A 25,482-nucleotide genomic window follows, 5' to 3' on the forward strand; every position below is an offset into this window, starting at 1 on the left:
GAACGACACGAGCATGGCCCGCATCGAGAACCACAAATACAGCATCGAGGAAGCCTTCAGGGAATGCTTCTACATCGTGCCGGACTACCAGCGCGAGTATGTCTGGACGGACAAGGAAGTGCATCAGTTGCTCGAAGACATCGACGAGCAGATCGATGCGGGGACGACGCGGGAATACTTCATCGGCACGGTGCTGGTGTCGCCGACCGACCAGAAGAACCACTACGAGGTCATCGACGGGCAGCAACGCCTGACTACGTTCTTCCTGCTGCTGTGCGCGTTGAAGCACCTGTTTCAGGGTGAACCGCAGCGTCAGACTGTCAGCGGTCTGATCTCGACCAGCTACACGGACAGCGACGGCGAGGCGCGAACCAGCCTGAAGCTGGAGCCGCGCTACGAGAATGCGGGCGAGGTCATCACCAAGCTGGTGGAGCTGGACGCCGATCCGCAGGCCGTGCGCGCGGGCATTCAATCGTCGGGCATCGCCAGCTTCGGTTCGCTGGAAAACTTGATCAATGCCTACAGCACGCTGTACCGCTATCTGAAGGACAACTACGACAGCCCGGTCAAGCTGAAGAAGTATTGGGGTTATCTGGCCAACAACGTGGTGTTCATCCAGATTTCCACGGACGTGAGCAGCGCCCTGAAAATCTTCGAGACCATCAATGAGCGGGGCGTCGGCCTCAATCCGATGGACTTGCTGAAGAACCTGTTGTTCACGCAGGTGAAGCTAGCGCAGTTCACCCAGCTCAAGGATGAATGGAAGAAGATCACCAAGCCGCTGGAGAAAGGAAAGGAAAAGCCACTACGCTTCCTGCGATACTTCCTGATGGCGAACTACGTCATCAAGAATGACCGTGGAGACGCCGTGGTGCGCGAGGACGAAATCTACGACTGGTTCGTAGACAAGGACAATGCGGCGCTGTGCGACTACGCTGGCAAGCCCTTCGAGTTCGTCCGCAAGGTCATCCGCAACGTCGAGCACTACCTTGCGTTTTCCAATGGACTGGGCAACGACGGCAAGCCGAGTCTTGCGATGGATAGCCTAAAGCGACTGGCAGGCGGAGCTTTCAGTTTGCACTACGTCCTGCTACTGGCTGCGGCCAGTTTCCCTAAGCCGCTGTTTGACCATTTTGTTGCGCAGTTGGAAAGCTTCCTCTTCTACTACATCTTCACTAAGACGCCGACCAAAGATCTGGAGCGCAGCTTCTCACAATGGGCCGATGAACTGCGCGCGATTGCGGATGCGACCGATCCTGTGAAACAGAAGGTGCAGCTTAACGTCTTCATCACCGACCGCTTCGACACCAACATAGCTGGCAAGTCGCAGGAGCTGGTGGATGCACTCCGGCGCTTCACGTTGCATTCGATGCAGCAGTACCGCACGCGCTACCTGCTGGCGCGCCTGACGCAGCACGTCGAGATGGCCTTCAGCGGTTTGAAGATCCCCGGCAGTCTGGAACCGTTTACCAATCTGGAGATCGAACACATCCTGCCCAACAAGCCGGAGGCCGATCTTCGCAGCAAGTGGGCCGCCGAGAATCCGGGGACAGCCTACGACGACTACAAGAACCGGCTGGGCAACCTGACCTTGCTGGAGAAACCAATCAACATAATCGCGGGTAACGATTTCTACACAGCGAAGCAAGCCGAGTACCGCAAGAGCGGCAACTACCTGACTCGCAGCCTGGTAGAACTGACCAGCGTCGGGCAGAACACCTCCATCTCCAGAATCAATGAGAAGTTGAAGGCATTTCCAGCGTGGAACGCCAAGACCATCGAGGATCGCCACGGGCTGCTAGTAACCTTGGCACAGGTTATCTGGAAGACATCTCCCATAGACGTTTGAGATGCAAGCTGTCAGCACGTTGGGCTATGATTGAGTTCGATTGATAATGGTGTAGCCAACGTCGCCACCCCTCAAATTGCTCCATCACCCGCGCCAGTAAAAGATGTGCGGTTCTGACGGTAAAAGCAACGGTAAGGCTCCATATCGATCACAGCCAATCCCTTAAACCACGTGGGCTTACGAGCCCCGTTGATGATGGAGTGGGAATGAGCTGAAAGATGGGCGCCGCAAGGCGCCCTTCTTTATTGGGGAACCGGGTAGGTATCGACCGTTGGTCGATACGCGCTGCCCGGTCGCTTGACGTCTCAGCCTACCTACTAGTAGGATCGGTCAATGGATACCGTCCTCTCCCCCAAAGCCGCCGAAATCGTCGCCCACGCCCGCACGTTGCTGGAGGCGGGCGGCTACAACGGCTTCAGCTATGCCGATATCTCGGCCAGGGTGAACATCAGCAAGGCCAGCATCCATCATCATTTTCCCAGCAAAGCCGAGCTGGTTCGTACGGTGGTGGCGCTGTACCGCGCCGAGGCCCGGGAAGGGCTGGCCATGCTGGACCGGCAGCTGGGTGATCCGTTGAAGGAGCTCAATGCCTACGTCGAGTACTGGTCCAGCTGCATCGCCGGTGGCACGGCCTCGTTCTGCATCTGCGCCATGCTCGCGGCAGAGTCACCGATGATTCCCCCGGAAATTGCCGAAGAAGTGCGCGGACACTTCGAGGATCTCAGTGGCTGGTTGACTGCGACCTTGGAGAAGGGGGTAGCGCAGGGGCAGTTCCAGCTGCAGGGCGCGCCCTCGGATGAGGCCAAGGCTTTCATGGCCTCCGTGCATGGGGCGATGCTGGCCGCGCGGGGGTTTGGTGATGCGCAGACGTTCGCAGCCCTGGCGCGGCTGTCGGTTGCGCGGGTGACTGCACAACGTTGAATCCATTTTCTGAAGTCCGCCTCACGCGGGCTTTCTCATGGCCATCGTGCCTACCTACTAGTAGGTTTACTTGAGGACCGTTCCAATGACACATCCGCTCTCAGCACTCGGCGTACTGCATACCGCCATCAGCCTGATCCCCGTGTTCGCCGGTCTGTACGGATTCGTGCGCCACCGGAAGATCGATCCCGCCACCGGCGCCGGCAAGCTCTATCTGGTCGGCCTGGTGCTGGCGGTGGCGACCTCGTTCACCGTCTCCAGCACCGGTGGGCTCAATCCCGGTCACGCCTTCGGCATCGTGGTGCTGCTGGTGGCGTTCGGCGGGGTGCTGGTGAACCGGATGGGCTTCCTTGGACGACTCCGACCGTATCTGTCCGCGTTCGCGCTTTCATTCAGTTTCCTGCTCGGGTTGGTGCCTGCCGTCAATGAATCGCTGACCCGCCTGCCGGTGTCGCATCCGCTTGCCGCTGCGCCGATGGCGCCGGTAGTGCTGCAGACCCTGCTGGGTTGCTTCGTCGTGTTTCTCATCGGGATCGCCGCGCAGGGATGGATGATCCATGCGCGCAACAGACGCATGGAGTGACATGCAGCCGGGCAGGGCCCGGCTCTACCAGACCGCTTCCAGGGTCCGGAACGGTTTGCCCAGCCGCACGCCCTTGGCATCAAAATCCTGCACATCCCGCCCATCCACACGCACGTGGTTGGGCCGGGTGCGCGAAGGCCACCACACCCGGACCGCGGCGTTGTGCCGCAGGCCCTTGCCCAACGTCACCTTCAGTGTGCTGCCACGCTGCACCGCGTCCATCTGCAGCGTCCCGAACGCCGTTGGCAACCGCTCCACCGCCAACCCGTCGCCCGCCAGCCACGACGGCGGCGTACCCGGCAGCAGCGACAGCGCATCATCGTCCTCGCGCATCAGCATGCCGAACAACGTGCGCCCGTACTCGGCACCGATCCACGTGTGCGGCATGTCACCCAGGTAGCGCGGGAAGCGCAGCCGCGAGTGCACCACTTCGGCCAGCACCTGCCACTCCAGCGGGCGGCGGTCGCGCAGCAGGCCCTGCAGCAGTTCATCGGCGGCTTCGGGCTGGTCCAGGTGGACGTAGCTGAGGACATTGCGGATTTCATACGGGGTGTAGGCGTACAGCGCGTCAGGCTGGTTTCGCTTGCGCACGTCATCCAGATAGCGCGCGAAAGTAGTGCGCAGGGCCTGCCCGGGCAGTACGTCCTGCGCGCCGGTGGGGTCCAGCGCGATCGACACGCCGGTGGGGTCGCCATCGCCCAGGTCGGCGGAGGAGGGGATGAAGTCGATGCCCTTCCACGCCATGGTGGCGCGGATCGAAGCGGCCAGCGCATCGTGCAGCAGGCGGTACTGTTCGCGCGCCCACGCGGCGGTTTCGTGATCCCCCAGGGATTCGGCCAGCCACGCGCCGTCATGCCAGCCCTTCAGGCCCCAGTAGTCGTCCCAGTAACTGTGGGTCGGCGAGGGATAGCCTTCGTGACTGATCGACGGTGCCAGGATGCCTGCGAACCGCTCCGGCGCGGGCTGGCTGGCCATGTAGCCGGGCACCAGCGTGCGCTCGCGCAGCGCCTGCAGGAAGCGCAGCGCGGCTTTCACCTTCGGCAGGTAGGCGCGCACCGATTCCGGGCCGCCATCCAGCCGCGCCACATCGGCCACCAACGCAACGTATTGGCCCTGGCTGTCGTACTCGATATCCGAACCGAAGCCGGTGTTGACGCTGCCGTCGTTGTTGAGGATCGGCGAGACCAGGCCGTTGGCGTGCACGCCGTGCTTGGTGTACCAGTCCAGGTAGTCGCGCGCGATCCGTGATTCGCCCATGCGCAGCAGCACGGCCGAGGTGGCCATGCCATCGCGGATGAAGGAACGGTTGTAGTTGCGCGGTCCCGGTTGCATCGCCGGCCCGGTCTGGTTGATCAGCATGTACGCCGCCTGGGCGCGCAGCATGTCTACCAGTGACGGGTCGGGCAGGCGCAGGCCGACCTGGCCCAGGCGCTGCTGCCAATCGTTGGACACGCGGGCAGCCAGTGTGTCGAACAGCGCATCGGGGTTCTGCGTTTTCATCCCGAATGCGATCGGTGGAGGCTCTGGAAGCGCGCCGTCGCTGTTGGCAGCGGCGCTACCCAGCGGAAACGCGACCACGACCGACTGGGTGGCACCCGGGGCAAGGTCGATGCGGTAGGCGAGGGCGGCCGCTGCCAGGCCATCCGGGTCATCGGCCTGCTGCGCCTTGGGCAGTTCGCCCTGCGCCACCGCGGCGGTGATCTCGGTACTGCCATCGGGGCCGAATGGCGCCACGCCCGACGCCTCCACCGGCGTCAGCGAATGCAGCAGTGAGCGCCCGTTGACCCGCACCGTGGTGCCGTCGATGGCCACCGAACGGATCGGCGAGAGGCCTCCGTTCTGCCACGGCGGGTTCATCTGCATCGGGCGCGTCACCAGCGTCAGGCTGCCGGCGATGGGGGTAGTGCCCACGTTACGCAGGCGGTGGCGCACCAGCGTGACCGGTTGGCCGCCCAGCTCCACGGCGAAGGCCTCGCTGTTCAATTCCAGGCCTGATTGCGGTTTCCACGTCACCGACGGCATCGGCTTCCAACCGTCGCGCAGCGCGTGCTGCACCGGTTGGTCGGCGGCGCCGGCGGCGCTGCCATCGGCATTGCGCCAGATCGGCTGTACCAACGGTGCGCCCTTGAACGCTTCGATGTTGCCGAACTCGTCGAAGATCGATTTCTGCAGGCCCCCGTGCACGCCCACGGCGGTCCAGTAGGTCTGCTGCATGTGCAGGGAGGCCGGGAACAGGGCGCGCTGGGCACCCGTTGCGGCGGTCTGGTAGCGCTTCATCGGCGTCATCACGGCGGCCGGCCCGAGCAGGCGCAGGCGATTGACCTTCGGTGCTGGGCCTTCCACCTGCAGGCGCAATGCCTGTGCGGTCACCGGTGCGGTGCCGGCCAGCCAGCTCTGTTGCCGGCTGCCGGCTTGTGGGTCTTGCGCCAGCGCGATCCAGCGACCCTGTGCGTCCTGTGCCTGCAGGTGAGCGCTACCATGCGCGCCTGCCCAGTCCACCGCCAGACCGGTGGTGGAGACTGCTTTAAGCAAAGCGATGTCCAGCACATGGTGGCCATCTTGGGTGACAGGAATGGCGACTGCGCTGCCGCCTTGCCACACTGCCGCCGTCTGTTTCGCATCCAGCCCGGAAATGCGGGCCGTCGCGCGCGTGTCCAGCGGCTCAAGTTCGAAGATGGACACCCCCCAGTCCGAGGTGCGCTGCGGACTGGCCAGCCGCAGGTAGCGGGCCTGGCGGGGCGCGAAATAGAGCGTTTCGATACCGCCCAGCGAATCGCGCATGGTGTAGGCGACCTGCCACTGCTTGCCGTCCAGCGAGGTCTGCAGGCTGTAGCCCTCCGGGTTGGAGACATCCCAGGTGAGCCGGGTGCCGCTGAGCGAGGTGGGCTTTCCGAGATCTACCTGGAACCAGTGGCCGGGGCTGAACGCGCCGCCGGTCACGGTCTTGGGGTCGCCGTCGATCAGGTGGCTCACCGCCATGGCGGGAACCTGCGGGGAGGAGCTGCTGGCCTGCCACTGACTGCGGTCCGGCAGGTCCTGGGCAAAACAGGTTGAGGCAGACACGAGGCCAAGCACGGGAAGCAGCACCATGCGCCGACGTACATACACACCCATCAAGACAACCCTCCTGCTACGGCCTCACCAGTGAGGCGGGCCAACCGTAGCAGTGGTTGTAATCGGTTACATGACGCATCGCAGTATGGCGTCCCCGGGGTCGCGCCCCGACGCCGGGTTGACGGATTGTCAGGTGCCCGAGGTCCTGACTTGACACGCTGCCCGTTCAGCAACGCGACCGAACTCCCCACACTGGATCCCGATGTCACGGCGACCTGGCTGATGACGCAAGCGACCACCAACGGGGAAGAACAGATGATCAGCATTCCAGTTTCAGACACCTCGCACGCCCGCGTGTCCCGCGTTTCGCGGTGGCTGTGCAGCATCGGCTACGCCATCCTTGCAGTGGTCTTTGCCTGGTCGGCCCTGAGTGGCCACCGCCAGGCCGAAGCCATCCTCAAGGATGCGGTGACCGTGCAGGCACCGGTGCAGGTGGACCACATCGAGGAAAAGCGCCGCAAGGGGCGGGTGTCCTACCAGTACCACTTCCGCTACGACTTCAGCGTTGATGGCGTTGAGTACACCGGCCACTTCTCCACTTCCGAGGACAACGCCACGCCGTACCTGGGTGAAGCGCCGCAGGTCGACGTGGCTTACGCACGCAGCAACCCCGCGCAGTTCGACCGGCTTGATCGCCTTGAAGGGCAGAAGGGGCTGGGTTCGGTACTGGGCCGGGTGATCGTGGCGCTGGGCATGCTGGCGATCCTGGCTTTCGTGGTGCACCTGCTGGTGACGCGCAAGCTGTTCGTGCGCCAGGGCCCTGCGCTTCCTGCGGTTTGAGCCGGCGGCAGGCAGGGGAGCGCAGGCATGGTTGACAGTCCAGACGGTCACGGTAGGGTGTGCGACTCTCTTCCGTTCTGGTCGTTTCCGATGCCCGCCCCTGAGTTCGCGGACCTGCTGTCTCGACACATGCGGCGGATCCGGGCCAGTGCCGGCGGGGTGGCCGCCGAGATCGGCATCAGCCGCGAGGCGGTCAACAACTGGCGCGCGGGTACTTCGCGGCCCAGCCGCCGGCACCGCGACCGGGTCCTGGCCTGCGCCAATTACCTGCGCCTGACCGAAACCGAATGCAATGCACTGCTGCAGTCAGTGGGATTCGAGCCGGAATTCCCGGTGGAGCCGGTATCGGCACGGGAAGAGCAGGCCGATCCCGCCGTCTCAGTGCCGCCGACCGTCACCCGGTTGTTCGACCGGCTGCAGTTGCTGCGTCCGTATCCGGTGAGTCTGCTGTTGACCCAGGCCCATTGGGGGCAGCCCCCGGAACGCGCGGCGATTCTCGCTGAAGCAGCCGCACGCTATGGGCAGGAGCGCGTGCTGCACCTGCAGCCGCCGTTCCGCTCCGGCGAGGGTGACCAGGACTACTTTGCCTTGCTGGCCGCACAGTGCGGGCTGGACGGGGTTGGCTCGGACGCCAGTTTCGAGATGGCACTGGCGCGTCGGCTGCAGCAGCCCGGTGCGCTGTTCTGCCTGGTAAGCCGGTTCGAGCAGGGGAATCCCGGTCCGCGCGACGTGCTGGCCGGCATCCTGCGCAGTCTCAGCGAGATGTACAGCGGCAAGCTGCACCTGCTGATCTGTGGCGGCGCCGCGCTGGCCGACCTGAAGTACCAGGGCGGCGATCTTTCGCTGCTCAACATTGCGGCCAGCGAGAGCTGGCCGGAGCTGGGAATCGAGGACATGCGGCGCAGTGCGCCCGGCATCGGCGATGACACGCTGTCGCGCGCGCTGCGGTTGTCCGGCGGGCATCCACTGCTGGCGCAGGCCGCACTGACCTTGCTTGCTGACACCGCTCTCGACGATGGGGCGGTCACCGACACGCTGTCCAGCCATCCACGGTTGTGGGAGGCACTGGTGCCGCTGTTGCGTGATGAGGCGGCCCGTGCCGCCGTGCAGGGATGGCTGGCCCACCCGGTGGTAGCACCGGCGCGGCCGTACCTGGCCGATCCGGTGCTGCGCCAGCTGTACTGGAACAACCTGCTTGCCGCGCGCACGCACCCGCAGGGGCGCTACCTGGAATGGCGCTGCGAGGCGATCCGCCGCGCGGTGAAACAGGTCATCGACAGCCTGCAGGTGCAGCCTGCATGAGCAGCCCACCGCGCCGGCAGCCGGTACTGCGCTGGTGGTGGCTGCTGCTGGTGGCCGGACTGACCTGGTTCGTCGGCAGCTACCTGTTCGTGCCGTGGCTCAATCCGGTGCAGCTGCTGCGCATGCAGCGCGACGGCGAAAGCATGATGCTCATGCAGCGGGCGAACATCGACATGATGTTCCTGCGCGAAGAGGCGTTGTCGTATTGGCTCCAGCATGAAACCTGGCCGCAGCAGGTGCACGTGCCGGGCGTGCATGATCCGCAGGAAACCCTGGTGATTGCCGAACTGCCGCAGCCGTTCGTGCTGCGCCTGCGCTTCACCGACCGCTTCCCGGCCAACAGCGGACTGCGCGGGGCGGCGATCGAGCAGACGCTGGAGCCGCGCACCCAGTACTGGCGGTGCCGTCCCGGCGATCCTGCGCCGCCCTCTCGCTGGCTGCCTGCCAACTGCCACGCGCAGGCACCCTGGGGCATCGTGCAGTGGCTGTCGGTGGTGCTGGGGCTGTCGGTACTGGGCCTGGCCGGGCTTGGCATGCTCTGGTACCGGGTGCGGCCGGCGGTGGCCGATATCGTGCGCGAGCCACAACGACTGCTCGCCCAGCCGTTGCAGGCACTGCCCGCCATCGACCGCCAGCTGGGATGGCTGCGGCTTCGCGATCGCGTCCTGGCCGGTGCCGGGATCGCGACGGTGCGATGGCGCGACGCGCTGCGGCACCTGCAGGCCACGCCCGCGACACGTGCAGTGCAGCTGGGCGCGCGCATCGGTGCGATCGATGCGCCGGCACCGGGGTGGGCGCTGACCGGCCTGGTGCGCGAATGGACCCTGCCGGACAAGCTGCCATTGGCCTTGGAGCGGCTGTGGTTGTACCAGCCTGATCCGGCATTGGCGGCCGACGCCATCGTGCAACAGCTGCGCGCCATGCCCAATGGACAGGACGTGGTGCTGGTGGTGAGTCCATCGCTGGCCGCCGAGGCCGAACTGGCGGTCTACGCTGATGATCCCGCCAACCTGTGTGTGTGCCTGGGCCAGGTCGCACAGACCCGCTGGCTGCTGCAGCCGGGGGCGCTCGACGCGCTGGTCGGGCTGCTGGCCCGGCAGCTCCGGGTCACCCGCATCTCGCCCTACCAGACCCATGGCGGCATTACCCGCCCGGCGGCCTTCTTCGGGCGCGAGTCGCTGCTGGCCCGCGTACTCAACCGCGAGCCCGGCAACTACCTGCTGGTGGGCGGTCGGCAGCTCGGCAAGACCAGTTTGATGAAGGCGATCGAGCGGCGGTTCGTCGGCCACCCGCGCGTGCACTGCGTGTACCTGTCGCTGCGCGATCATCGGCTGACGATGCGGCTGGCGCTGGAACTGGGCCTGGCCGAGGACACCGGGATCGATGCGCTGGTCGCCGAGTTGTCCGCGCGGGCTGCCGGACGGGGCCTGCTGCTGTTGATCGATGAGACCGATCTGTTCCTGCGCGCCGAAGCGGCACACGGCTACCCGCAACTGGCGGCGTTGCGCGCGCTGAGCGAAGAGGGGCGCTGCCACTTCATGCTGGCCGGGTTCTGGGACCTGTACGAAGCGGTCACCCTGGATTTCGCGTCGCCACTGCGCAATTTCGGCGACGTGATCCATATCGGCGGGCTGGAACAGGACGCCTGCCTGGCGTTGGCCACCGAACCGATGGCGCGCCTGGGCGTGCACTTCGCCAGCCCGGACCTGCCGCAGCGGCTGGTGGCGGCGTGCGGGCGCCGCGCCAATCTGGTCGCCATTGCGTGCCAGCAGCTGCTGGCCCAGCTGGACCGTGGCCAGCGCGTGCTGGATGCCACGCAGGTACACGGGGCGCTGGTCAGCGAGCCGATGTTCGATGCGTTGGCCGGGTGGGCGCGGCTGAGTCCTGATCCCCTGGCGTGTCGCATCGACCGCATTGTGGTGTACCAGCTAGCGGGTGCACAGCTGGTGGGCAGCGGCGAGCGCGGCATCACCCTGCTGGAGCTGCTGACCGCATTCGATGCGGTGGGGGCCCGGGTCGAACCGGAGCAGATACGCCATGCCCTGGCGAGGTTGCAGCTGGCGTATGTCATTCGCCGTGAAGCTGACGGGTTGCCCTACGTATTTGCGGTGCCTGTATTCGTGACCCAGTTCCAGCGCGAGGAAGTGCAGGTACTGCTGCAGCGCGAACTCCAGGCGTTGGTGACCGGCGCGGCGGTATGACTCCGGTGTCAATCTAACGAATGAAAAATTACGTCTCTTCGTGACGCGTTTCCCTGTGTGTATCGACGCGATTCTGGGATAGTGATGCGATGTTCGCGCGCTACGGCGGAGTGATGCTGCATCCCCAGGAGTTGTCTTCTTCGCAGATTGGCACCGTGCTGGCCCAGGCCTACGGCCTGCACGTCAGTCATGTCATGCAGCGGCCGGCGGGGGCCGATGCGGGCGCCACGGTGTATCAGGTGACCTCTGATGATGGCGCGCGCTGGTGGTTGAAGTGCCGCCGCTATGCCGTTGCAGATGCCGTATGGGAGGTCCTGCAGCACCTGCGCTGCGCGCTCGGCCTGGACGAGGTGGTGGCCCCGCAGCCTGCGCTTGATGGTGCGCCGGCCCCACACGCCGAGGGCCTGCAGTGGACGTTGTTTGCCTATGTGGAAGGCGAGTCGGGCTTCGAAGTGGCCCTGTCGCACGCGCAGTGGCACCGGCTGGGCCTGGTGATGCGCCAGGTGCATGACACCCCGTTGCCGGCCCGGTTGGCGTCCGGCCTTGCGCAACCGGGTTTCGATGATGACACGGCGGTGGAACGGGTCGGTTCGTGGTTGCAGCGCGGCGATGAACGCTGGCCCATTCCCGATGCGCTGGCTGAGCAGTACCGGCGTGTCTGGCGGCAGCGGCAGGCGCGGGTGGTCGAGGTGTGGCAGCACTGCGTGGCCCTGCGGGAGCGGCTTTCGGGGCAGCGCTGGTCGCGGAGGCTGTGCCACGGCGACCTGCACGCGGGCAACGTGTTGCTGCGCGCCGATGGCGGTCTGCACCTGATCGACTGGGATGACATGGTGCTGGCGCCCCGCGAGCGCGACCTGATGTTCGTCGGCGCAGGCGTCGGCGGTCGCTGGGGACGTGATGATCCGCCAGGGTTCCGCGAAGGCTATGGCGCGGTGGCGCTGGATCCGGTCCGTCTGGCCTACTACCGCCACTGGCGAATCCTGCACGATCTGCAGGAATTCCACGATCTGCTGCTGGAGCCGGGCGCGGCATCGCGCCCCCCCAGCCAGCGTCGGCAGGCGCTGCGTTTCATGGAGGAGCAGTTCGCGCCGGGTAATGTCATCGACGCGGCTGCGCGAAGCTGGGCGGCCGTGCAATGACGCGCAGCCGGTAACGCGCAGAACCGGCCCCTTGGCCCCCTTACTCGCCCGGCTTCGCGCCGGCCGTGGCCGCTTCCGATGCCGCGCGCCGCACCAGTACCGCTTCGCGGTGGGCAATGTAGGCATTGGCGGCGAGAATGATGCCCGCCCCGATGACGGTCCAGCGGTCCAGCGTTTCATCGAACAGCAGCCAGCCCAGCAGGCTGACCAGCGGCAGCTGCATGAAGCTGATCGGGGTCAGTGCCGATACCTCGCCCAGACGCAGGGCCCGGGTCCACAACAGCTGGCCGAGCGTGCCCAGCACGCCGGTAGCGGCCAGCCAGGCCCATGCAACGCCGCTGGGCCAGACCCAGCCAAACAGGGCAGGCACCAGCGACAGCGGGACCCAGAACACGTAGGTGTAGAACACCACGGTATCGGCCCCGTCCACCCGGGTCAGCTGCTTGATCTGGATGGCGACCAGTGAACTGAGCACAGCGGCCAGCACCGCCACCAGCACGCCCGGGCTGAACGTGTAGGCCCCGGGGCGAACGATGATCAGGACCCCGATAAAGCCACAGACTACCGCCGCCCACCGGCGCACGCGCACGGTTTCGCCCAGGAACAGCACGGCGGCAATGGTGACAAACAGCGGCGTGGAGTAGGACAGCGAGATCGCCTGCGACATCGGCAGGTGGCCGATGGCCCAGAATGCACAGAGCATCGAAGCCAGCCCGATCAGGCTGCGCACCAGGTAGCGCGGCAGCTGCTGCGTGCGGAACGGGGCGCTGCCCGGGCGCAGCAGGAACGGCAGAAGGGCCAGCAGGCCGAACGCGTTGCGGAAGAACGCTACTTCCGGGGTGGGTACGTAGCGGGTGGCATAGCGGATCGCCACGGCCATCAACCCGAATGCCAGGGTGCTGCCCAGCATCAGCAGCGCCGCACGCATCGGTGTGGGCGCTGGAAGGGCAAGCTGTACGGTCACCACTGCGCGCCGATCAGGCGCGGCTCCGGTTCGATGGGAACACCGAATTTTTCCAATACCGATGCGGAAACCCGCCGCGCCAGCGCCAGCAGTTCGGCACCGGTGGCGTTGCCGTGGTTGACCAGCACCAGTGCGTGCTGGGGCGCCACGCCGGCATCGCCTTCGCGGAAGCCCTTCCAGCCGCACGCTTCGATCATCCAGGCGGCCGAGAGTTTGCGCCGGTCGTCCTGGTCGGCCGGGTACACCGGAAGGCCAGGGAAGTGCTGCAGCAGCACCTCCACCTGCTCCAAAGGCAGCACCGGGTTCTTGAAGAAACTGCCCGCATTGCCCAGTACATCCGGGTCAGGGAGCTTGCGTCGGCGGATTGCAATCACCGCATTGGCTACGTCAGCGGCCACCGGCAGTTCCACGCCCATCGCCTGCATTTCCTCGGCGATGCCCGCATAGCCCAGGCGCAAGGCGTGCAGCAGCGGCAGGCGAAGTTCAATGGCGCTGATCAGGTAGCGGTCCGCATCCTGCTTGAAGATGCTGTCGCGGTAACTGAAGGCGCAGGCTTCAGCGTCCAGCCGCACCCATTCGCCGTTCTGGCGATCCCAGGCCTCCACTGCCTGGATGAACTCATCAACCTGCACGCCGTAGGCGCCGATGTTCTGGATCGGTGCCGCGCCGGCCGTACCGGGAATCAGTGCAAGATTTTCCAGCCCCGACAGGCCGTTCTGCAGCGACCACATCACCAGCGCGTGCCAGTTCACGCCGGCGCCGGCACGCACCACGGTGTGGTCGGCGCGGTGTTCCAGCACGTCGATGGCACGGTTGGCGAACACGAGCACAGTCCCTGGCACGTTGTCGGCGATCAACACGTTGCTGCCGCTGCCCAGCACCAGCAGCGGGTGGCCGGCGACCTCGGGCAGGGCCAGCACATCCGGCAGCAGGCTGGCGTCGTGCAGCTCAAGCAGCTGCTCTGCAACAGCGTCGACGTGGAAAGTATTGAGGGCCTTCAGCGAGGCGTTTTCGGTCAGCGACCAGGCAGGCATTGCAGTCCTCATAGCGGGGCCACCGCGCCACGGCTCGGTGCTTCGCGGCGTCGCCGGATCGCTTCGACACAGTCGTGCACCAACGCCGGGCCGCGGAAGATCAGGCCGCTGTAGCACTGGACCAGGGCAGCGCCGGCGGCCATCTTCGCAACGGCATCGGCGCCGGACAGAATGCCGCCGACACCGATCAGCGGCGTGGATTCGGGCAGGCGCGCGCGCAGGCGGCGCAGCACCAGGGTGGACTGCCCCATCAGCGGTGCGCCGGACAGGCCGCCGGCTTCGTTGGCGTGCCGCTCAGCGGCAACCGCACTGCGGTCAATCGTGGTGTTGGTGGCGATCACGCCGTCGACCTTCAATTCGCCCAGTACCCGCGCTGCGGCATCGATGTCGCGGTCGCTCAGGTCCGGGGCGACCTTGACCAGCATCGGTACCCGCTTGCCATGCCTGGCGGCCAGCGCTTCCTGGCTTTCACGCAGCTGCGATACCAGCTGGCGAAGTGCGGTTTCTTCCTGCAGTTCGCGCAGACCGGCGGTGTTGGGCGAGGAGATGTTGACGGTGATGTAATCGGCCAGCGGATACACCCTCTGCAGGCAGTGCTGGTAATCGTCGAACGCCTGCTCGTTGGGAGTGTCCTTGTTCTTGCCGATGTTGATGCCCAGCAGGCCGCTGCGGCGCTGCGCGCGCTCGACATTGCGTACCAGCGCATCCACCCCCTGGTTGTTGAACCCCATGCGGTTGATGATCGCCTGGTGGGCAGGCAGCCGGAACAGGCGCGGCTTGGGATTGCCGTCCTGCGGGCGCGGGGTGACCGTGCCGATCTCGACGAACCCGAAGCCCAGCCCGAACAGTGCGTCGATGTGCTCGCCGTTCTTGTCCAGGCCGGCGCCCAGACCGACCGGGTTCGGGAAGCTCAGCCCGAACACATTGGTCGGCAACGGGGCAGGGCGGCGTGCCACCAGCGGTGTGGTGCCGGTGCGGTAGGCGAGCTCAAGCGCACTCAGGCCCAGGCCATGGGCGCGTTCGGCGTCCAGGGAAAACAGGAAGGGTCGGGCAAGCGAGTACATGGCGTCCAGTCAGTCCAGCGTGCCGATGAAAGCACGGGTTTGGTATTCAAATGCGATTTTGCCATCGACCGCATGCGCGTCGAACAGCTGCTGCAGCGCCTCCAGCATCGGTGCGTGGCGCGGGTGATCCGGCGGCGGGGCATATGAAGACGACAGCAGGCGGCCGCGCAGGCCATCGGCGTCCATGTACTGCGCGTTCGGGAACTGGGCGATGCCGCGCAGGCCCGGTCCGAACCACGCACGCATGGCATCGTCGTCCTGGTAGCGCTCGGCCACCTGGGTGTAATCGGTGCCGAACTCCAGCAGCAACTGCTCATAGCCCACCAGGAATGGCGAGGCGTCGAGCAGGCGCGAGTTCCAGAACACCAGCGCGAGGCCCTCCTTGTGCAGGATGCGCTTCCATTCGACGCGCACCGCATCGGTGTCGAACCAATGGAAGGCCTGCGCGGCGGCGACCAGACCGACGCTGTGGTCGGCCAGCGTGGTGGCTTCGGCCGTGCCATCCACCAGCTTCAGGCGAAGGTATTCCTTGGAAAGCAGCTTCCCGGCCGCTTCGCGCATGGGGCCGTTGGGTTCCACTGCGATCACCGGATGCCCGGTGGCCAGGAACAGGCGGGTGGAGATGCCGGTGCCGGCGCCGATGTCAGCGACCAGGGTTTCGGTAGGCACGCCCATCTCGCCGTGCACCCAGTCCAGCAGCGCCGGCGGGTAGTCGGGGCGGTAGCGGACGTAGTCCGCCACGCGGTTGCTGAAACGCTCGGTTGCGTCCGATCCTCTCATGCGCACCTCACGACTGCAGGGAAACGAACCACGCCAGACCGCCGAAGAACAGCACGATTGCCAGCAGCGCCAGCAGGCTGCCGATCACCACCACCCAGCCCATGATCAGGCCAGCCAGTGCCAGACCGTCGCCTTCCAGTTCCAGCGGGCGGCGGCGGATTTCGGCGCGGGCCATGTGCCCGGTGATGATCGCGACCACGCTGCCCAGGAAGGGCAGGGCGGTCCAGCCGAGGATGCCGGCGATCAGGCTGATCAGGGCCATGGCGCTGGTTTGGCGGGGCGGGAGGCTCATGCGGCTCCTGGGGTAGGTGGGACAAGGGAATGATAGGGCCAGCAACGGGTTTATCCCATCAGGACCTGGCCGCCATCGACATTCAAGGTATGCCCGGTGATCCAGCGCGCCATTGGCGAGCACAGGAACAGGGCGGCATCGGCGATTTCCTCCGGCTGCCCGAAGCGGCCGAACGGGATCTTGGCCAGGGTGCCGTGGTAAAGGTCGGGGTCCTGCTCGCGCCGGCGTGCCCACAGCCCATCCTCGAACTCGATCGAGCCCGGGGCAATGGCGTTCACCCGGATCCGGTGCGGGGCCAGGGCCAGCGCCTGCGAGGTGGTGTAGTGCATCAGTGCCGCCTTGGCGGCGCCATACGGGGCGGCGGCGGGGCGCGGCTGCTGGGCGGCGATCGAGGCAAGGTTGAGGATGCAGCCCTCGGCCGACTGCTTCAGCCAGGGCAGCGCGAGGCGGGAGGCGCGCACCGCCGACATCAGGTCGACGCCGAGGCTGGCGTCCCAGCCGGCTTCATCGTCGGTCATGCCATAACCGGTGGCGTTGTTGATCAGCACATCGATACCGCCGAGCGCGTCGGCCGCACCGGCCAGCCAGTGCTCGATGTCGGCCAGGCGAGAAAGGTCGGCCACCGCCGTGTGCAACGACAACCCTCGGGAAGCGGCGTCAGCGCGCAGTGCGGCCAAGCCGGGCTCGCCGCGGGCGCACGCCGAAACGCGGGCGCCGGCAGCGGCAAAGGCCAGCGCCATCGCGCGGCCGATGCCTTTGCTGCCACCGGCCACCAGCACCCGGCGATCAACGAAATCCAGGGAAGGGCCGCGCAATGCGGCCCCATTCGGTAGGTGCCGACCGTCGGTCGGCACGCTGTCGCCCGATTCAACCATCACAGGTCGAACTTGATGCCCTGGGCCAGCGGCAGCGAATCGGAGTAGTTGATGGTGTTGGTCTGGCGGCGCATGTAGACCTTCCACGCATCCGAACCGGACTCGCGGCCACCGCCGGTGTCCTTCTCGCCGCCGAACGCACCGCCGATTTCCGCACCGGAGGTACCGATGTTGACGTTGGCGATGCCGCAGTCAGAACCGGCTGCCGACAGGAAGCGCTCTGCCACCTTCAGGTTCTGGGTGAAGATCGACGAGGACAGGCCCTGCGGCACGCCGTTCTGCATGTCGATGGCTTCGTCCAGCGTGCTGTACTTCATCACGTACAGGATCGGCGCGAAGGTTTCGTGCTGCACCACTTCGTCGCTGTTCTTCAGCCCGGTGACAATCGCCGGCAGCACGAAGTTGCCGGCGCGGTCGATCCGCGTACCGCCGGTTTCGATGGTGCCGCCGCTGGCCTTGGCCTTTTCAATCGAGGCCAGGAACTGCTGCACGGCGCTGTCGCTGTTGAGCGGGCCCATCAGGTTGGCCGCATCGGTCGGATCGCCGATCTTGCCTTCCACCTGCTTGTACGCCTTGACCAGCGTGGCCAGCACGTTGTCGTAGATCGATTCGTGCACGATCAGGCGGCGCGTGGTGGTGCAGCGCTGGCCGGCGGTGCCGACCGCACCGAACACGATGCCCGGAATGGCCAGTTTGAGGTCCGCGCTTTCATCCAGGATGATGGCGTTGTTGCCACCCAGTTCCAGCAGGCAGCGGCCCAGGCGGTGGGCGACCTTCTCTGCGACCTGTCGTCCGACCTGGGTCGAACCGGTGAAGCTGATCAGCGGCACGCGCTTGTCGGCCACCAGCTTCTGCGACAGTTCGGTGCCGGCGTCGTTGACCAGGAAGAAGATGTCCGGGAAGCCGGCGCCCCGCAGCGCTTCATTGCAGATGCGCATGGAGGCGATGGCGGTCAGCGGGGTCTTGTTCGATGGCTTCCACAGGCAGACATCACCGCAGATCGCGGCCAGGAACGAGTTCCATGCCCACACCGCCACCGGGAAATTGAACGCACTGATGATGCCGACCAGGCCCAGTGGCTGGTACTGCTCGTACATGCGGTGGCCGGGGCGCTCGGAATGCATGGTGTAGCCATACAGCATGCGGCTCTGGCCCACGGCGAAGTCAGCGATGTCGATCATCTCCTGCACTTCGCCGTCGCCTTCCGGCTTGCTCTTGCCCATTTCCAGCGCAACCAGCGAACCCAGCGCATCCTTGTTGGCGCGCAGTGCTTCGCCACACAGGCGCACCGCCTCGCCGCGGCGCGGTGCCGGGGTGGTGCGCCAGACCTTGAAGGCTTCCTGCGCGCGGGCCACGATGGTTTCGTAGTCGGCGTCGGTGGTGGCGTGCACCTGGGCGATGGCCTCGCCGGTGGTCGGGTTGACCGAGGTGATCACCCCCGCGCCGGTGGCCGTGGACCACTCGCCATTGCCAAGGTAGGTGCCAGCGTTGGTCGCGTCGAGGCCGAGTGCCTTGAGCAGGTCAGAGGACATGCAAACTCCTGTTGCGGATCGAAAAAGGGCGCAGCCGCTGGCAGGGTGGGGGTGCGGCGTGCAGAACGACGATTCTAACCCGTCGCGATCCGCCGTACCGACCAACGGTCGGTACCTACCCGGGGGCCGACACGGTAGCGCCCGACCGTTGGTCGGGCGGCGCCCCGTGCCAACCCGCTAGAATGGACACCATTGTTCGCCCCCCAGGAATCTGAATGAACGTTACCGTTGCAGAAGGCGTGGTGGTCGGGAACCGTCTCCCGTTCGTGCTGTTTGGCGGCCTGAATGTGCTTGAAGACCTCGATTCGACCCTGCATGCGGCCGAACACTTCACCACGGTGACCGCCAAGCTCGGCATCCCTTATGTGTTCAAGGCCTCGTTCGACAAGGCCAACCGCTCCTCGATCCATTCCTTCCGTGGCGTGGGCCTGGATGAAGGGCTGCGCATCTTCGAGGAAGTGAAGCGCCAGCTCGGCGTGCCGGTGATCACCGATGTGCACGAAGTGGCCCAGGCCGACCCGGTGGCCGAGGTGGTCGACGTGCTGCAGATTCCCGCGTTCCTGGCCCGGCAGACCGACCTGGTGGTGGCCATCGCCCAGACCGGGCGTGCGGTCAACATCAAGAAGCCGCAGTTCCTGAGCCCCACGCAGATCAGGCACATCGTCTCCAAGATCCGCGAAGCCGGCAACGAGAACATCATCCTGTGCGAGCGCGGTTCGCAGTTCGGCTATGACAACCTGGTCGTGGACATGCTGGGCTTCCGCGAAATGATCGAATCCACCGGCGGGCTGCCGGCGATCTTCGATGTCACCCACAGCCTGCAGCGCCGCGATGCCGGCAGCGAAGCCTCCGGTGGCCGTCGCCGCCAGGTCGCCGAACTGGCCCGTTCGGGCATGGCCCTGGGTCTGGCCGGCTTGTTCCTGGAAGCGCACCGCGACCCCGACCACGCCCGTTGCGATGGCCCCAGCGCCCTGCCGCTGAACGCGCTGGAACCGTTCCTGGCCCAGATCAAGGCGGTGGACGAGCTGGTCAAGGGCTTCGCCGAGCTGGAGATCCGCTGAGGCGGAGATGCCCCCGCGGCGGTATTGGCCTTGGTGCTGTCGCTGAATGTGGGTATCCTTTACCGCTGCCCGCACGCAATGTGCGTTGCAGCCTGCGGCCAGGCACGCTCGCCTGGCCCGCACATGGCCCCGTAGCTCAGCTGGATAGAGCGTCCCCCTCCTAAGGGGAAGGTCGCCCGTTCGAATCGGGCCGGGGTCACCAAAATCAACGGGTTACGTGAGGCGACTGGGGCCTCCGGTGCCAGATCTAGCCGTGTTTTCGTCACGTTCTGGCACAGTTGGCACAGGTCTGTTCGGGCCCCCAGCGGCTAGAAAGCTGGGGTCTGGACCGTTGCTTGGTTGCTCGCCCACGGCATCCTGTAACGGAAAGACACTCCGTCCATGCAGGGTGGAGTCAACCCTTCGCTGAAATAGATTCGCTCCTGGCCTATTCTGGAATGGGCCTGCGCGCTGTAGTGCAATGACAGGTCTTGCGCGCAGTTACCGTCATAAAGCTCGCGGACAAGTGGGTCGTCATCGGTGTGGGCGCCGGCGGCGAGTACTTCACCGTGGGCGTTCGCACCGGCAAGAAGGTCAAGTACGCCAACACCAAGCGCAACCGCCGGCAGGGCCGGGCTGGGAAGCTCTACGAGCAGAGCGGATGGGCCTATTACTGGCGCTTCCTCGAGTTCGGCACGAAGAACATGCGCGCCAAGCCATTCCTGACCCCTGCGGCGGAGGCTCGTGGCGCGCAGGCGGCCCAGGTGATGATTGATGAAACCCGCAACGCGATCGACAAGATCATGAAGGCAAGGGGCTGGAAATGATGGTGCCGCTGATCCAGGCAGTGATGCAGGGCAGCGCCGGCGTGCTGGCCCAGCTGGGCAACCCAATCCGGTTCTTCTACGGCACCGCGCCACTAAATACCGCGATGCCATACGGGGTATGGGACGTCGTCGGTGGCGGCCCGGAAAACCTGCTCAGCGAGGCGCCGCCGGCGGACGGCTGGCGGGTACGCGTCACTGTGTGGGGTTCGACCCTGACCCAGGCGAACGCCGCAGCGGTGGCGATCCGCGATGAGGTCGAACGCCGCGGCAGCATCGAATCCTACAACCCGTCCCCCGACGACGACGACACCGGCGCTTTCGGAATTTCCTTCGACGTGCGGCTGCTGGAACTTCGGTAGCCGTCACACAACATCAACCCCAACCGCCGGCGACAGCCGGCTTTCTTTTGCCCGGCGACCGGGCTTTATCCAAAGGAACAGCGCAATGGGCGACGTGATCAAGTCCAAACACACCCAGCTTTTCATCGCCATCGGTGCGACCGAGGTCATCAAGGTGACCCGCGTCCGGTCCGTCGGCTTCCCCGATGGCCAGGCGTCGGAAATCGATATCTCCGATTTCGACGACGATTGGGATCAGTTCGTGTCCGGCCGAAAGGCTACCTGGAATAACTGATGCCTACTGGACTTCAATGCTGGGACGCGAACGGGAACATCACCGTCGACCTGACCAGCCGAATGACACGGCTGCTGGGATACGTGAATCAAGGTGCGGGGTCCCTGCAGGAACCGGCGCTCTCGCAAGGCATCCCATTTGTGATCCCGATTCTCGATCAGAACGGGCTCATGTATCCCCAGAACGTCAACGTACCGGCGATTAGCGGCACTACGGTGACGTGGACTGGATGCGCAGGGCAGGTCGTCACCACATTCGGCCTGATTCCCCGCGGATCCGCGAGGCGGATCAGGGTTTGATCACCGTCGCAGAATCTGAGAGCCGGACCCGTAGGATTCCGCGCCATGCTCCCTCCCGACTTCCACTGGCGCTCCGTGGCCTCCCGCCCTGACGGGAAGGACGACAGCGTATTCTGCGACGGCACCCAGGTGCTGCGGATGTCCGAGCGAATCAACGGCGGAGGGTGGTTTGCCGACCTCAACACCCAACGGCCCGACCGCCGCCGCTGGACGACGCGGGAATGCACCAACTATGACCAGGGCGTCGTCGGCGCAGAGCTGTGGGTCGTCCGTCACCAAGACCGCCTCCGTGCTGAGATCGACTTGATGCGGGCAACAAGAAGTGCGGCGCGCGTCCGGCGCTGACTCAACCGATGGTCGCGCCTGCGCCGAGGCGAGTACAGTCGCCCCGGCGCCCTCAGGCTTATGCGTCGGCTTTTGCGCGCGGCTTCAGCCGGAAGCTGACGCCGAGACGATTGATAGCATTCATCGCGGCGATGGTGAGCGTGAGGTCAACCAGGTCCTTCTCATTAAAGCTGGCCGCCGCTTTGGCATAGGCTTCATCCGATGCGTGCGTTTCGCTGACAAGGGTGACCTCCTCGGCCCAAGCCAACGCGGCGCGTTCCTGGTCGGAGAAAAGATACGCAGCCTCTTCCCAGACCGGCACGAGCGCGACAGTGTCGAATGACATTCCCTCTTTGATGAGGTCGCGCGTGTGGATGTCGATGCAGTGGGCGCAACCGTTGAGCTGGGATACCCGTAGGAATACGAGGTGGATAAGCTTGGAAGGCAGCGCCGTGCCGGTCGTGACGAATTGATGAAGTTGCCCTACAGCTTTAGCGCCTTCGGGGGAAACCACAAACCAGTTCGAGCGATTCATTTCTGTTCATTCCTTTTGCTTGGTAGGTCGATCTCGGCTTGCATAGCCTGCCGATCACCAAGTCAGACGGATGACTGCAGTCGGCTGTGACACCGGCGCGCTATCGCCCAGCGCGAGGCTGCGCGATAAGGGAGCGGGGCGATCAGGGGGCCATTAGGTCCAGTCATTGGGCGTTGCCTCCGTGTCGCACCATGCGACGCCCCGCATTCACTATCGATACCATGACAAAAGCAGAGATCGGCAAGGCGCGCTGGGCGCGCGCACGGGCGGCTTCGCTATGGCAGCAGGCCGACGCCTTAGACCTTGATCGCAGCGGCGACTGGCGCGTTCGGGCGCAGCGGAGAAGGGGAGCGGCGCGGCTGCGCGCCGAGGCCGCTCGATTCGACAGGATGGCAAGTCGGTTTGAGGCGGCACTGGAGGATCAGGTCGCCTGACGGTGACCCCCAAACTGACCCTAAGCGCCAGCTAACCCGTTGATTCCAAAAGAGTGCATGTGTTCGCGGAAGATCGGCTTAGTCGTTGTCTTTGTTGATCTTCCGCGACCTTGACATGGTAGTGGTCCTTGCCATGATGCTGGCTGACGGTCGGTAGACCTGGAGAAAGCATGGACATGCGCATCCGGCAGTGGAAAGCATTGGATTACTTCGATCCTGCGCCGGTGCTTATCGGGCTCCGTGACTATGAGCGAAGCGGTGCATTGCAGGATGTTCCATACGAAGTCGCCTCATTGCGTACCCGGGAGTTGAAGCCCTACGGCGAGCGGCGGCAATGCGCGATGTTCGCTTATCTCATGGGGCGGGTAACGGGGACCTTCGTGTCCGTGGCCTACTGCGAAGCGTCGGATTACGACGCGGTCATGCACCATCGTGTAGGCGACGAGATACGTTTTGTTCCTGTCCAGATGAAGGAGCTTCCGCCAAGCTTCTTGCCCTTCACCAAAGACCTTCAGGGCTTGATCGACGGGCTCAAGGATAAATACCCCACCTCATCCGATCTTACCGTGGCGGTCTACGTGAACCGAGACGTGTCCTTTCGAGTACAGCACCTTGACCTGTCTGGTTTGAACCTTGGGGCGCTGTGGTTGTTTGGCGGATGCGACCAGACGGGGGACACCTGGCGAGTGATAGGCAACCTACTTTCCGGTAATTGCCGAACGGAGGTCTTTGGCTATCCAGCGAGAGAGGCGGCAGCCGACGGTTCAGTTGGGTAAGGCTGCGCCCCCGGGTCGGCCCAGCCTTTGGTGGGGTCGTATTCGTTCCGCAATCGTTGACGACCCCCTGCCGCACTAAGCGCCAAGGCACCATGACTCAACAACTTTGCGGAACGAAATTGCCGTCACAACCCTTGTCGCATATAGAGATGTGTCAGGACTGCAAATCCCGTGCAATTGGGCGCAGATTGGCACACGTTTGGCACAGTTGGCTTCGAGGGCGTTGCGCCACATAGGCGCATCGCTCCCCTCCTAAGGGGAAGGTCGCCCGTTCGAATCGGGCCGGGGTCACCATATATCAATCACTTGGCGAGTTATCGACTGCTCGCAGAGGTGCGTCTAGTCAGGCTGATGTACCACCATGGAGAAGAAGTTCCCCTCCGACTACCTGGCTCAGGAGGTAATGGCATGCACGGGGTCCAGTTTCAAATGCGTGGATCCAAGCCTTCCCCGTACATCGACGTGCAGCTTCCAGAGGACAACGCGGCCATTAGAGAGATCTTCATTGGTCCTCGCGCCGACGTTACAGACCGCGAGCTTCAGCTCATGCTTGGTGCGCTCGGATTTAAAGGCATCGCTCTCAAAAGGTCTGAGGCTTCTTACCGGTAATCAGAATCTCAGCCTAGCCACGGCGCTGTTGCACCCATCCGGCGTTAGGTGTGAGTAGCACTTTTCAGTAATCGCGTAGTCTGCGTTACCGTCAGTCGGGCTCCGTTAATTCACCGTCGGGAATCCCAATCGTCGCTCGTAAAAATGTGACCGCTGTACGACTTCGGCAAATGCCCGCTTAATTTCGGGGTATCCCTACAGCCCCGAGGCTTAAATCCTGTTGTAAGCCGATGTGGTTTGTGCTATCCGCCAATATAGGCTCACGGAAGAAGACAGGTAACGAAATGAACTTTTCGAACAAAGTAGCAATCACCGTCATCGCGCTCTTTGTCAGCAGTGTTGCGAATGCTGACGCTCGCCTTCAGGTCGAAATCGTACCTGGTAGGGGAGCGCTTAGCGAAACGTCGATTGCATTGAACCTTCTGAATGTTGGTGACCAAACTGCCTTGGTCGATAAGTCCTCTGTCCCTACAGTGAATGGCCGTGGCATGCTATTGGATGATCCTTTCATCCTCAAGCAAGAGGATGGACGCGAAGCTGAGTTCATAGGGATAATGAGGGATACGTTGCCCGAAGTTTCAAGGTCGTTTTCAATTCCTGCGGGCGGTACGTTTAGTGTGGATATCGAACTTGCGAAGGGTTATCGCCTTTCTCCAGGGCTAAGCTACAAGGTGAGCTTGAGAGCTCCGGTCTCCTATCGCAGTGGTGAAGGTAGGAGTGGCTCCGCCAAGTCATCACAGCAGCGAGCGGATAAATGGATCAGTGCGTATCCCGCAGCCCGCACCATCGTTGTTCCAGTGACCGGCCATACAATTGGACGTGCCAGCGCTGACGAATTTCTTGATCCGGTGGTGTGCAGCGATCCTGCGGGAACCCCGCCGGCTCAGCGGAAGAGCGCAGTTTTTCAAAGCGTACTGGCGGGGGTTACCAATGGTGCCGGAATTGCGCTGACTGAGCTTCAGCAGATGACTCAGTTTGATGCATCATCTGTACCTGATATGTGGCTACGGTTCAGCCCTACTTTGCACTACACGCGTTACTTCGGAGAGCACGGCCCCGACATCAATATCAGCACCGGTGAAGTCGTCAATGAAGATGATGCGTTGGTCGATAGCACATTACTGGCGATCCTTTGGCGAATTTCGGGGGACGGCGTGACGGCTAAGCCGCCGGTCTCACTTTCCTGCCGGTGCAATGCGGATGAAGTACCAGCAGGCACCATTGCCTATGTGCGGTCAGGTGCCCCTTACGTCATTCACACCTGCCCTGTGTTCTGGTCCCTCCCGATGCTGCCGGCTAACCACATCGGCGAATCGTCGAAGCTTGGCACGATGGTCCATGAGTTCACCCATTTCACCGATAGCAAGGGCGTGGCACTTCGGCACCCGCCGGTCCCGGGTCAGGATGTCACCTCTCTTTCGTATGCACTGGAGCTCGCTGCTGAGTCGCACCCTGGTGCCGTTCGATTCCCCAACGCTTACAAGTTCTTCGTTCTTGGTCAGGTGCACGGTCTGTCTCCGCCTGAATAGTTCGTCGCAGCGATCTGCGCGAATTGTTTGGCTCACTATTCATCGT

At 64.3% G+C, this 25,482-nt stretch carries 24 protein-coding genes and 2 tRNA genes; 17 read left to right on the plus strand and 9 right to left on the minus strand.

All coding sequences use genetic code 11. The annotated features are described in order from the left end of the window. Window positions 1-13: 13 nt before the first annotated feature. The 3 genes from ACTJI4_RS07715 (at window position 14) to ACTJI4_RS07725 (ending at window position 3,353) form a co-directional block, all read left to right on the plus strand. The gene (locus tag ACTJI4_RS07715; protein ID WP_440868952.1) at window positions 14-1,849 is read left to right on the plus strand and encodes a DUF262 domain-containing protein; all 1,836 of its coding nucleotides are present in this window, start codon (window positions 14-16) and stop codon (window positions 1,847-1,849) included. A gap of 333 nt (window positions 1,850-2,182) precedes the next feature. After that, window positions 2,183-2,770: a TetR/AcrR family transcriptional regulator gene (locus ACTJI4_RS07720; RefSeq protein WP_440868953.1), complete on the plus strand. Its 588-nt coding sequence runs from the start codon at window positions 2,183-2,185 to the stop codon at window positions 2,768-2,770. A gap of 85 nt (window positions 2,771-2,855) precedes the next feature. Then, window positions 2,856-3,353, plus strand: a complete 498-nt coding sequence (locus ACTJI4_RS07725; protein WP_440868954.1) for a hypothetical protein — start codon at window positions 2,856-2,858, stop codon at window positions 3,351-3,353. 24 nt (window positions 3,354-3,377) lie between these two features. On the opposite strand, the gene ACTJI4_RS07730 is transcribed toward ACTJI4_RS07725, so the two are convergent. Next, the gene (locus ACTJI4_RS07730; RefSeq protein ID WP_440868955.1) at window positions 3,378-6,416 is read right to left on the minus strand and encodes a galactose-binding domain-containing protein; all 3,039 of its coding nucleotides are present in this window, start codon (window positions 6,414-6,416) and stop codon (window positions 3,378-3,380) included. A 306-nt stretch (window positions 6,417-6,722) separates the two neighbouring features. Here ACTJI4_RS07730 and ACTJI4_RS07735 point away from each other — a divergent pair, with 306 nt between their 5' ends. The 4 genes from ACTJI4_RS07735 to ACTJI4_RS07750 all read left to right on the plus strand — a co-directional run bounded on the left by ACTJI4_RS07735 (window position 6,723) and on the right by ACTJI4_RS07750 (window position 11,889). Next, window positions 6,723-7,247 carry a DUF3592 domain-containing protein gene (locus ACTJI4_RS07735; protein WP_392916898.1) on the plus strand — a complete coding sequence of 175 codons (525 nt, stop codon included), beginning with the start codon at window positions 6,723-6,725 and terminating at the stop codon, window positions 7,245-7,247. 90 nt (window positions 7,248-7,337) lie between these two features. Beyond that, a complete protein-coding gene (locus tag ACTJI4_RS07740; protein ID WP_392916900.1) occupies window positions 7,338-8,549 on the plus strand; it encodes a helix-turn-helix domain-containing protein in 1,212 nt (403 codons plus the stop codon). After that, window positions 8,546-10,750: a hypothetical protein gene (locus ACTJI4_RS07745; protein ID WP_440868956.1), complete on the plus strand. Its 2,205-nt coding sequence runs from the start codon at window positions 8,546-8,548 to the stop codon at window positions 10,748-10,750. Before ACTJI4_RS07740 ends, ACTJI4_RS07745 begins: the two co-directional genes overlap by 4 nt. 89 nt (window positions 10,751-10,839) lie before the next feature. Continuing rightward, window positions 10,840-11,889, plus strand: coding sequence for a phosphotransferase enzyme family protein (locus tag ACTJI4_RS07750; protein WP_440868957.1), 1,050 nt, complete (start codon window positions 10,840-10,842; stop codon window positions 11,887-11,889). Between the two features lie 40 nt (window positions 11,890-11,929). Here the strand turns inward: ACTJI4_RS07750 and ACTJI4_RS07755 are convergent, their stop codons facing one another. The 7 genes from ACTJI4_RS07755 to amaB are packed head-to-tail and all read right to left on the minus strand — an operon-like array spanning window position 11,930 to window position 18,430. Further along, window positions 11,930-12,817, minus strand: coding sequence for a DMT family transporter (locus ACTJI4_RS07755; RefSeq protein WP_440869044.1), 888 nt, complete (start codon window positions 12,815-12,817; stop codon window positions 11,930-11,932). Window positions 12,818-12,849: 32 nt separating this feature from the next. Next, window positions 12,850-13,887, minus strand: coding sequence for a UDP-N-acetylmuramate dehydrogenase (gene murB, locus ACTJI4_RS07760; protein WP_392916912.1), 1,038 nt, complete (start codon window positions 13,885-13,887; stop codon window positions 12,850-12,852). Window positions 13,888-13,895: 8 nt separating this feature from the next. Continuing rightward, a complete protein-coding gene (locus ACTJI4_RS07765; protein ID WP_392916915.1) occupies window positions 13,896-14,951 on the minus strand; it encodes a quinone-dependent dihydroorotate dehydrogenase in 1,056 nt (351 codons plus the stop codon). A 9-nt stretch (window positions 14,952-14,960) separates the two neighbouring features. Then, on the minus strand, window positions 14,961-15,731 hold the full coding sequence (locus tag ACTJI4_RS07770; protein ID WP_440868958.1) for a class I SAM-dependent methyltransferase: 771 nt from the start codon (window positions 15,729-15,731) through the stop codon (window positions 14,961-14,963). 7 nt (window positions 15,732-15,738) lie between these two features. After that, window positions 15,739-16,023, minus strand: a complete 285-nt coding sequence (locus tag ACTJI4_RS07775; RefSeq protein ID WP_392916920.1) for a DUF4190 domain-containing protein — start codon at window positions 16,021-16,023, stop codon at window positions 15,739-15,741. A gap of 50 nt (window positions 16,024-16,073) precedes the next feature. Further along, a complete protein-coding gene (locus tag ACTJI4_RS07780) occupies window positions 16,074-16,898 on the minus strand; it encodes an SDR family NAD(P)-dependent oxidoreductase (protein WP_440869045.1) in 825 nt (274 codons plus the stop codon). Next, window positions 16,898-18,430, minus strand: a complete 1,533-nt coding sequence (gene amaB, locus ACTJI4_RS07785; protein WP_392916926.1) for an L-piperidine-6-carboxylate dehydrogenase — start codon at window positions 18,428-18,430, stop codon at window positions 16,898-16,900. The genes ACTJI4_RS07780 and amaB overlap by 1 nt, the downstream gene beginning before the upstream one ends. A gap of 215 nt (window positions 18,431-18,645) precedes the next feature. On the opposite strand from amaB, the gene kdsA reads away from it, so the two are divergent. The 6 genes from kdsA to ACTJI4_RS07815 all read left to right on the plus strand — a co-directional run bounded on the left by kdsA (window position 18,646) and on the right by ACTJI4_RS07815 (window position 21,574). Next, window positions 18,646-19,491: a 3-deoxy-8-phosphooctulonate synthase gene (kdsA, locus tag ACTJI4_RS07790; protein WP_440868959.1), complete on the plus strand. Its 846-nt coding sequence runs from the start codon at window positions 18,646-18,648 to the stop codon at window positions 19,489-19,491. A gap of 125 nt (window positions 19,492-19,616) precedes the next feature. Beyond that, window positions 19,617-19,693: transfer RNA gene (locus tag ACTJI4_RS07795), tRNA-Arg, on the plus strand. Window positions 19,694-19,961: 268 nt separating this feature from the next. After that, entirely contained in the window at window positions 19,962-20,297 is a 336-nt protein-coding gene (locus ACTJI4_RS07800; protein ID WP_392916932.1) for an HK97-gp10 family putative phage morphogenesis protein, read from the plus strand. Further along, entirely contained in the window at window positions 20,294-20,656 is a 363-nt protein-coding gene (gp17, locus tag ACTJI4_RS07805) for a tail completion protein gp17 (protein WP_392916935.1), read from the plus strand. The genes ACTJI4_RS07800 and gp17 overlap by 4 nt, the downstream gene beginning before the upstream one ends. A gap of 85 nt (window positions 20,657-20,741) precedes the next feature. Next, on the plus strand, window positions 20,742-20,930 hold the full coding sequence (locus tag ACTJI4_RS07810; protein ID WP_392916938.1) for a phage tail tube protein: 189 nt from the start codon (window positions 20,742-20,744) through the stop codon (window positions 20,928-20,930). 344 nt (window positions 20,931-21,274) lie between these two features. Continuing rightward, complete coding sequence (locus ACTJI4_RS07815) at window positions 21,275-21,574, plus strand: hypothetical protein (RefSeq protein WP_392916941.1); 300 nt, start codon at window positions 21,275-21,277, stop codon at window positions 21,572-21,574. Window positions 21,575-21,632: 58 nt separating this feature from the next. Here the strand turns inward: ACTJI4_RS07815 and ACTJI4_RS07820 are convergent, their stop codons facing one another. Next, on the minus strand, window positions 21,633-22,088 hold the full coding sequence (locus ACTJI4_RS07820) for a carboxymuconolactone decarboxylase family protein (RefSeq protein WP_392916944.1): 456 nt from the start codon (window positions 22,086-22,088) through the stop codon (window positions 21,633-21,635). Window positions 22,089-22,309: 221 nt separating this feature from the next. On the opposite strand from ACTJI4_RS07820, the gene ACTJI4_RS07825 reads away from it, so the two are divergent. The 4 genes from ACTJI4_RS07825 to ACTJI4_RS07840 all read left to right on the plus strand — a co-directional run bounded on the left by ACTJI4_RS07825 (window position 22,310) and on the right by ACTJI4_RS07840 (window position 25,436). Continuing rightward, a complete protein-coding gene (locus tag ACTJI4_RS07825) occupies window positions 22,310-22,522 on the plus strand; it encodes a hypothetical protein (protein WP_440868960.1) in 213 nt (70 codons plus the stop codon). A 170-nt stretch (window positions 22,523-22,692) separates the two neighbouring features. Beyond that, window positions 22,693-23,298, plus strand: a complete 606-nt coding sequence (locus ACTJI4_RS07830; RefSeq protein WP_440868961.1) for a hypothetical protein — start codon at window positions 22,693-22,695, stop codon at window positions 23,296-23,298. A gap of 219 nt (window positions 23,299-23,517) precedes the next feature. After that, window positions 23,518-23,592, plus strand: a tRNA-Arg gene (locus tag ACTJI4_RS07835). Window positions 23,593-24,191: 599 nt separating this feature from the next. After that, complete coding sequence (locus ACTJI4_RS07840; RefSeq protein WP_440868962.1) at window positions 24,192-25,436, plus strand: M35 family metallo-endopeptidase; 1,245 nt, start codon at window positions 24,192-24,194, stop codon at window positions 25,434-25,436. Window positions 25,437-25,482 lie beyond the last annotated feature (46 nt).

The sequence above is a fragment of the Stenotrophomonas sp. 22385 genome (assembly GCF_052045085.1).
GTDB lineage: Bacteria > Pseudomonadota > Gammaproteobacteria > Xanthomonadales > Xanthomonadaceae > Stenotrophomonas.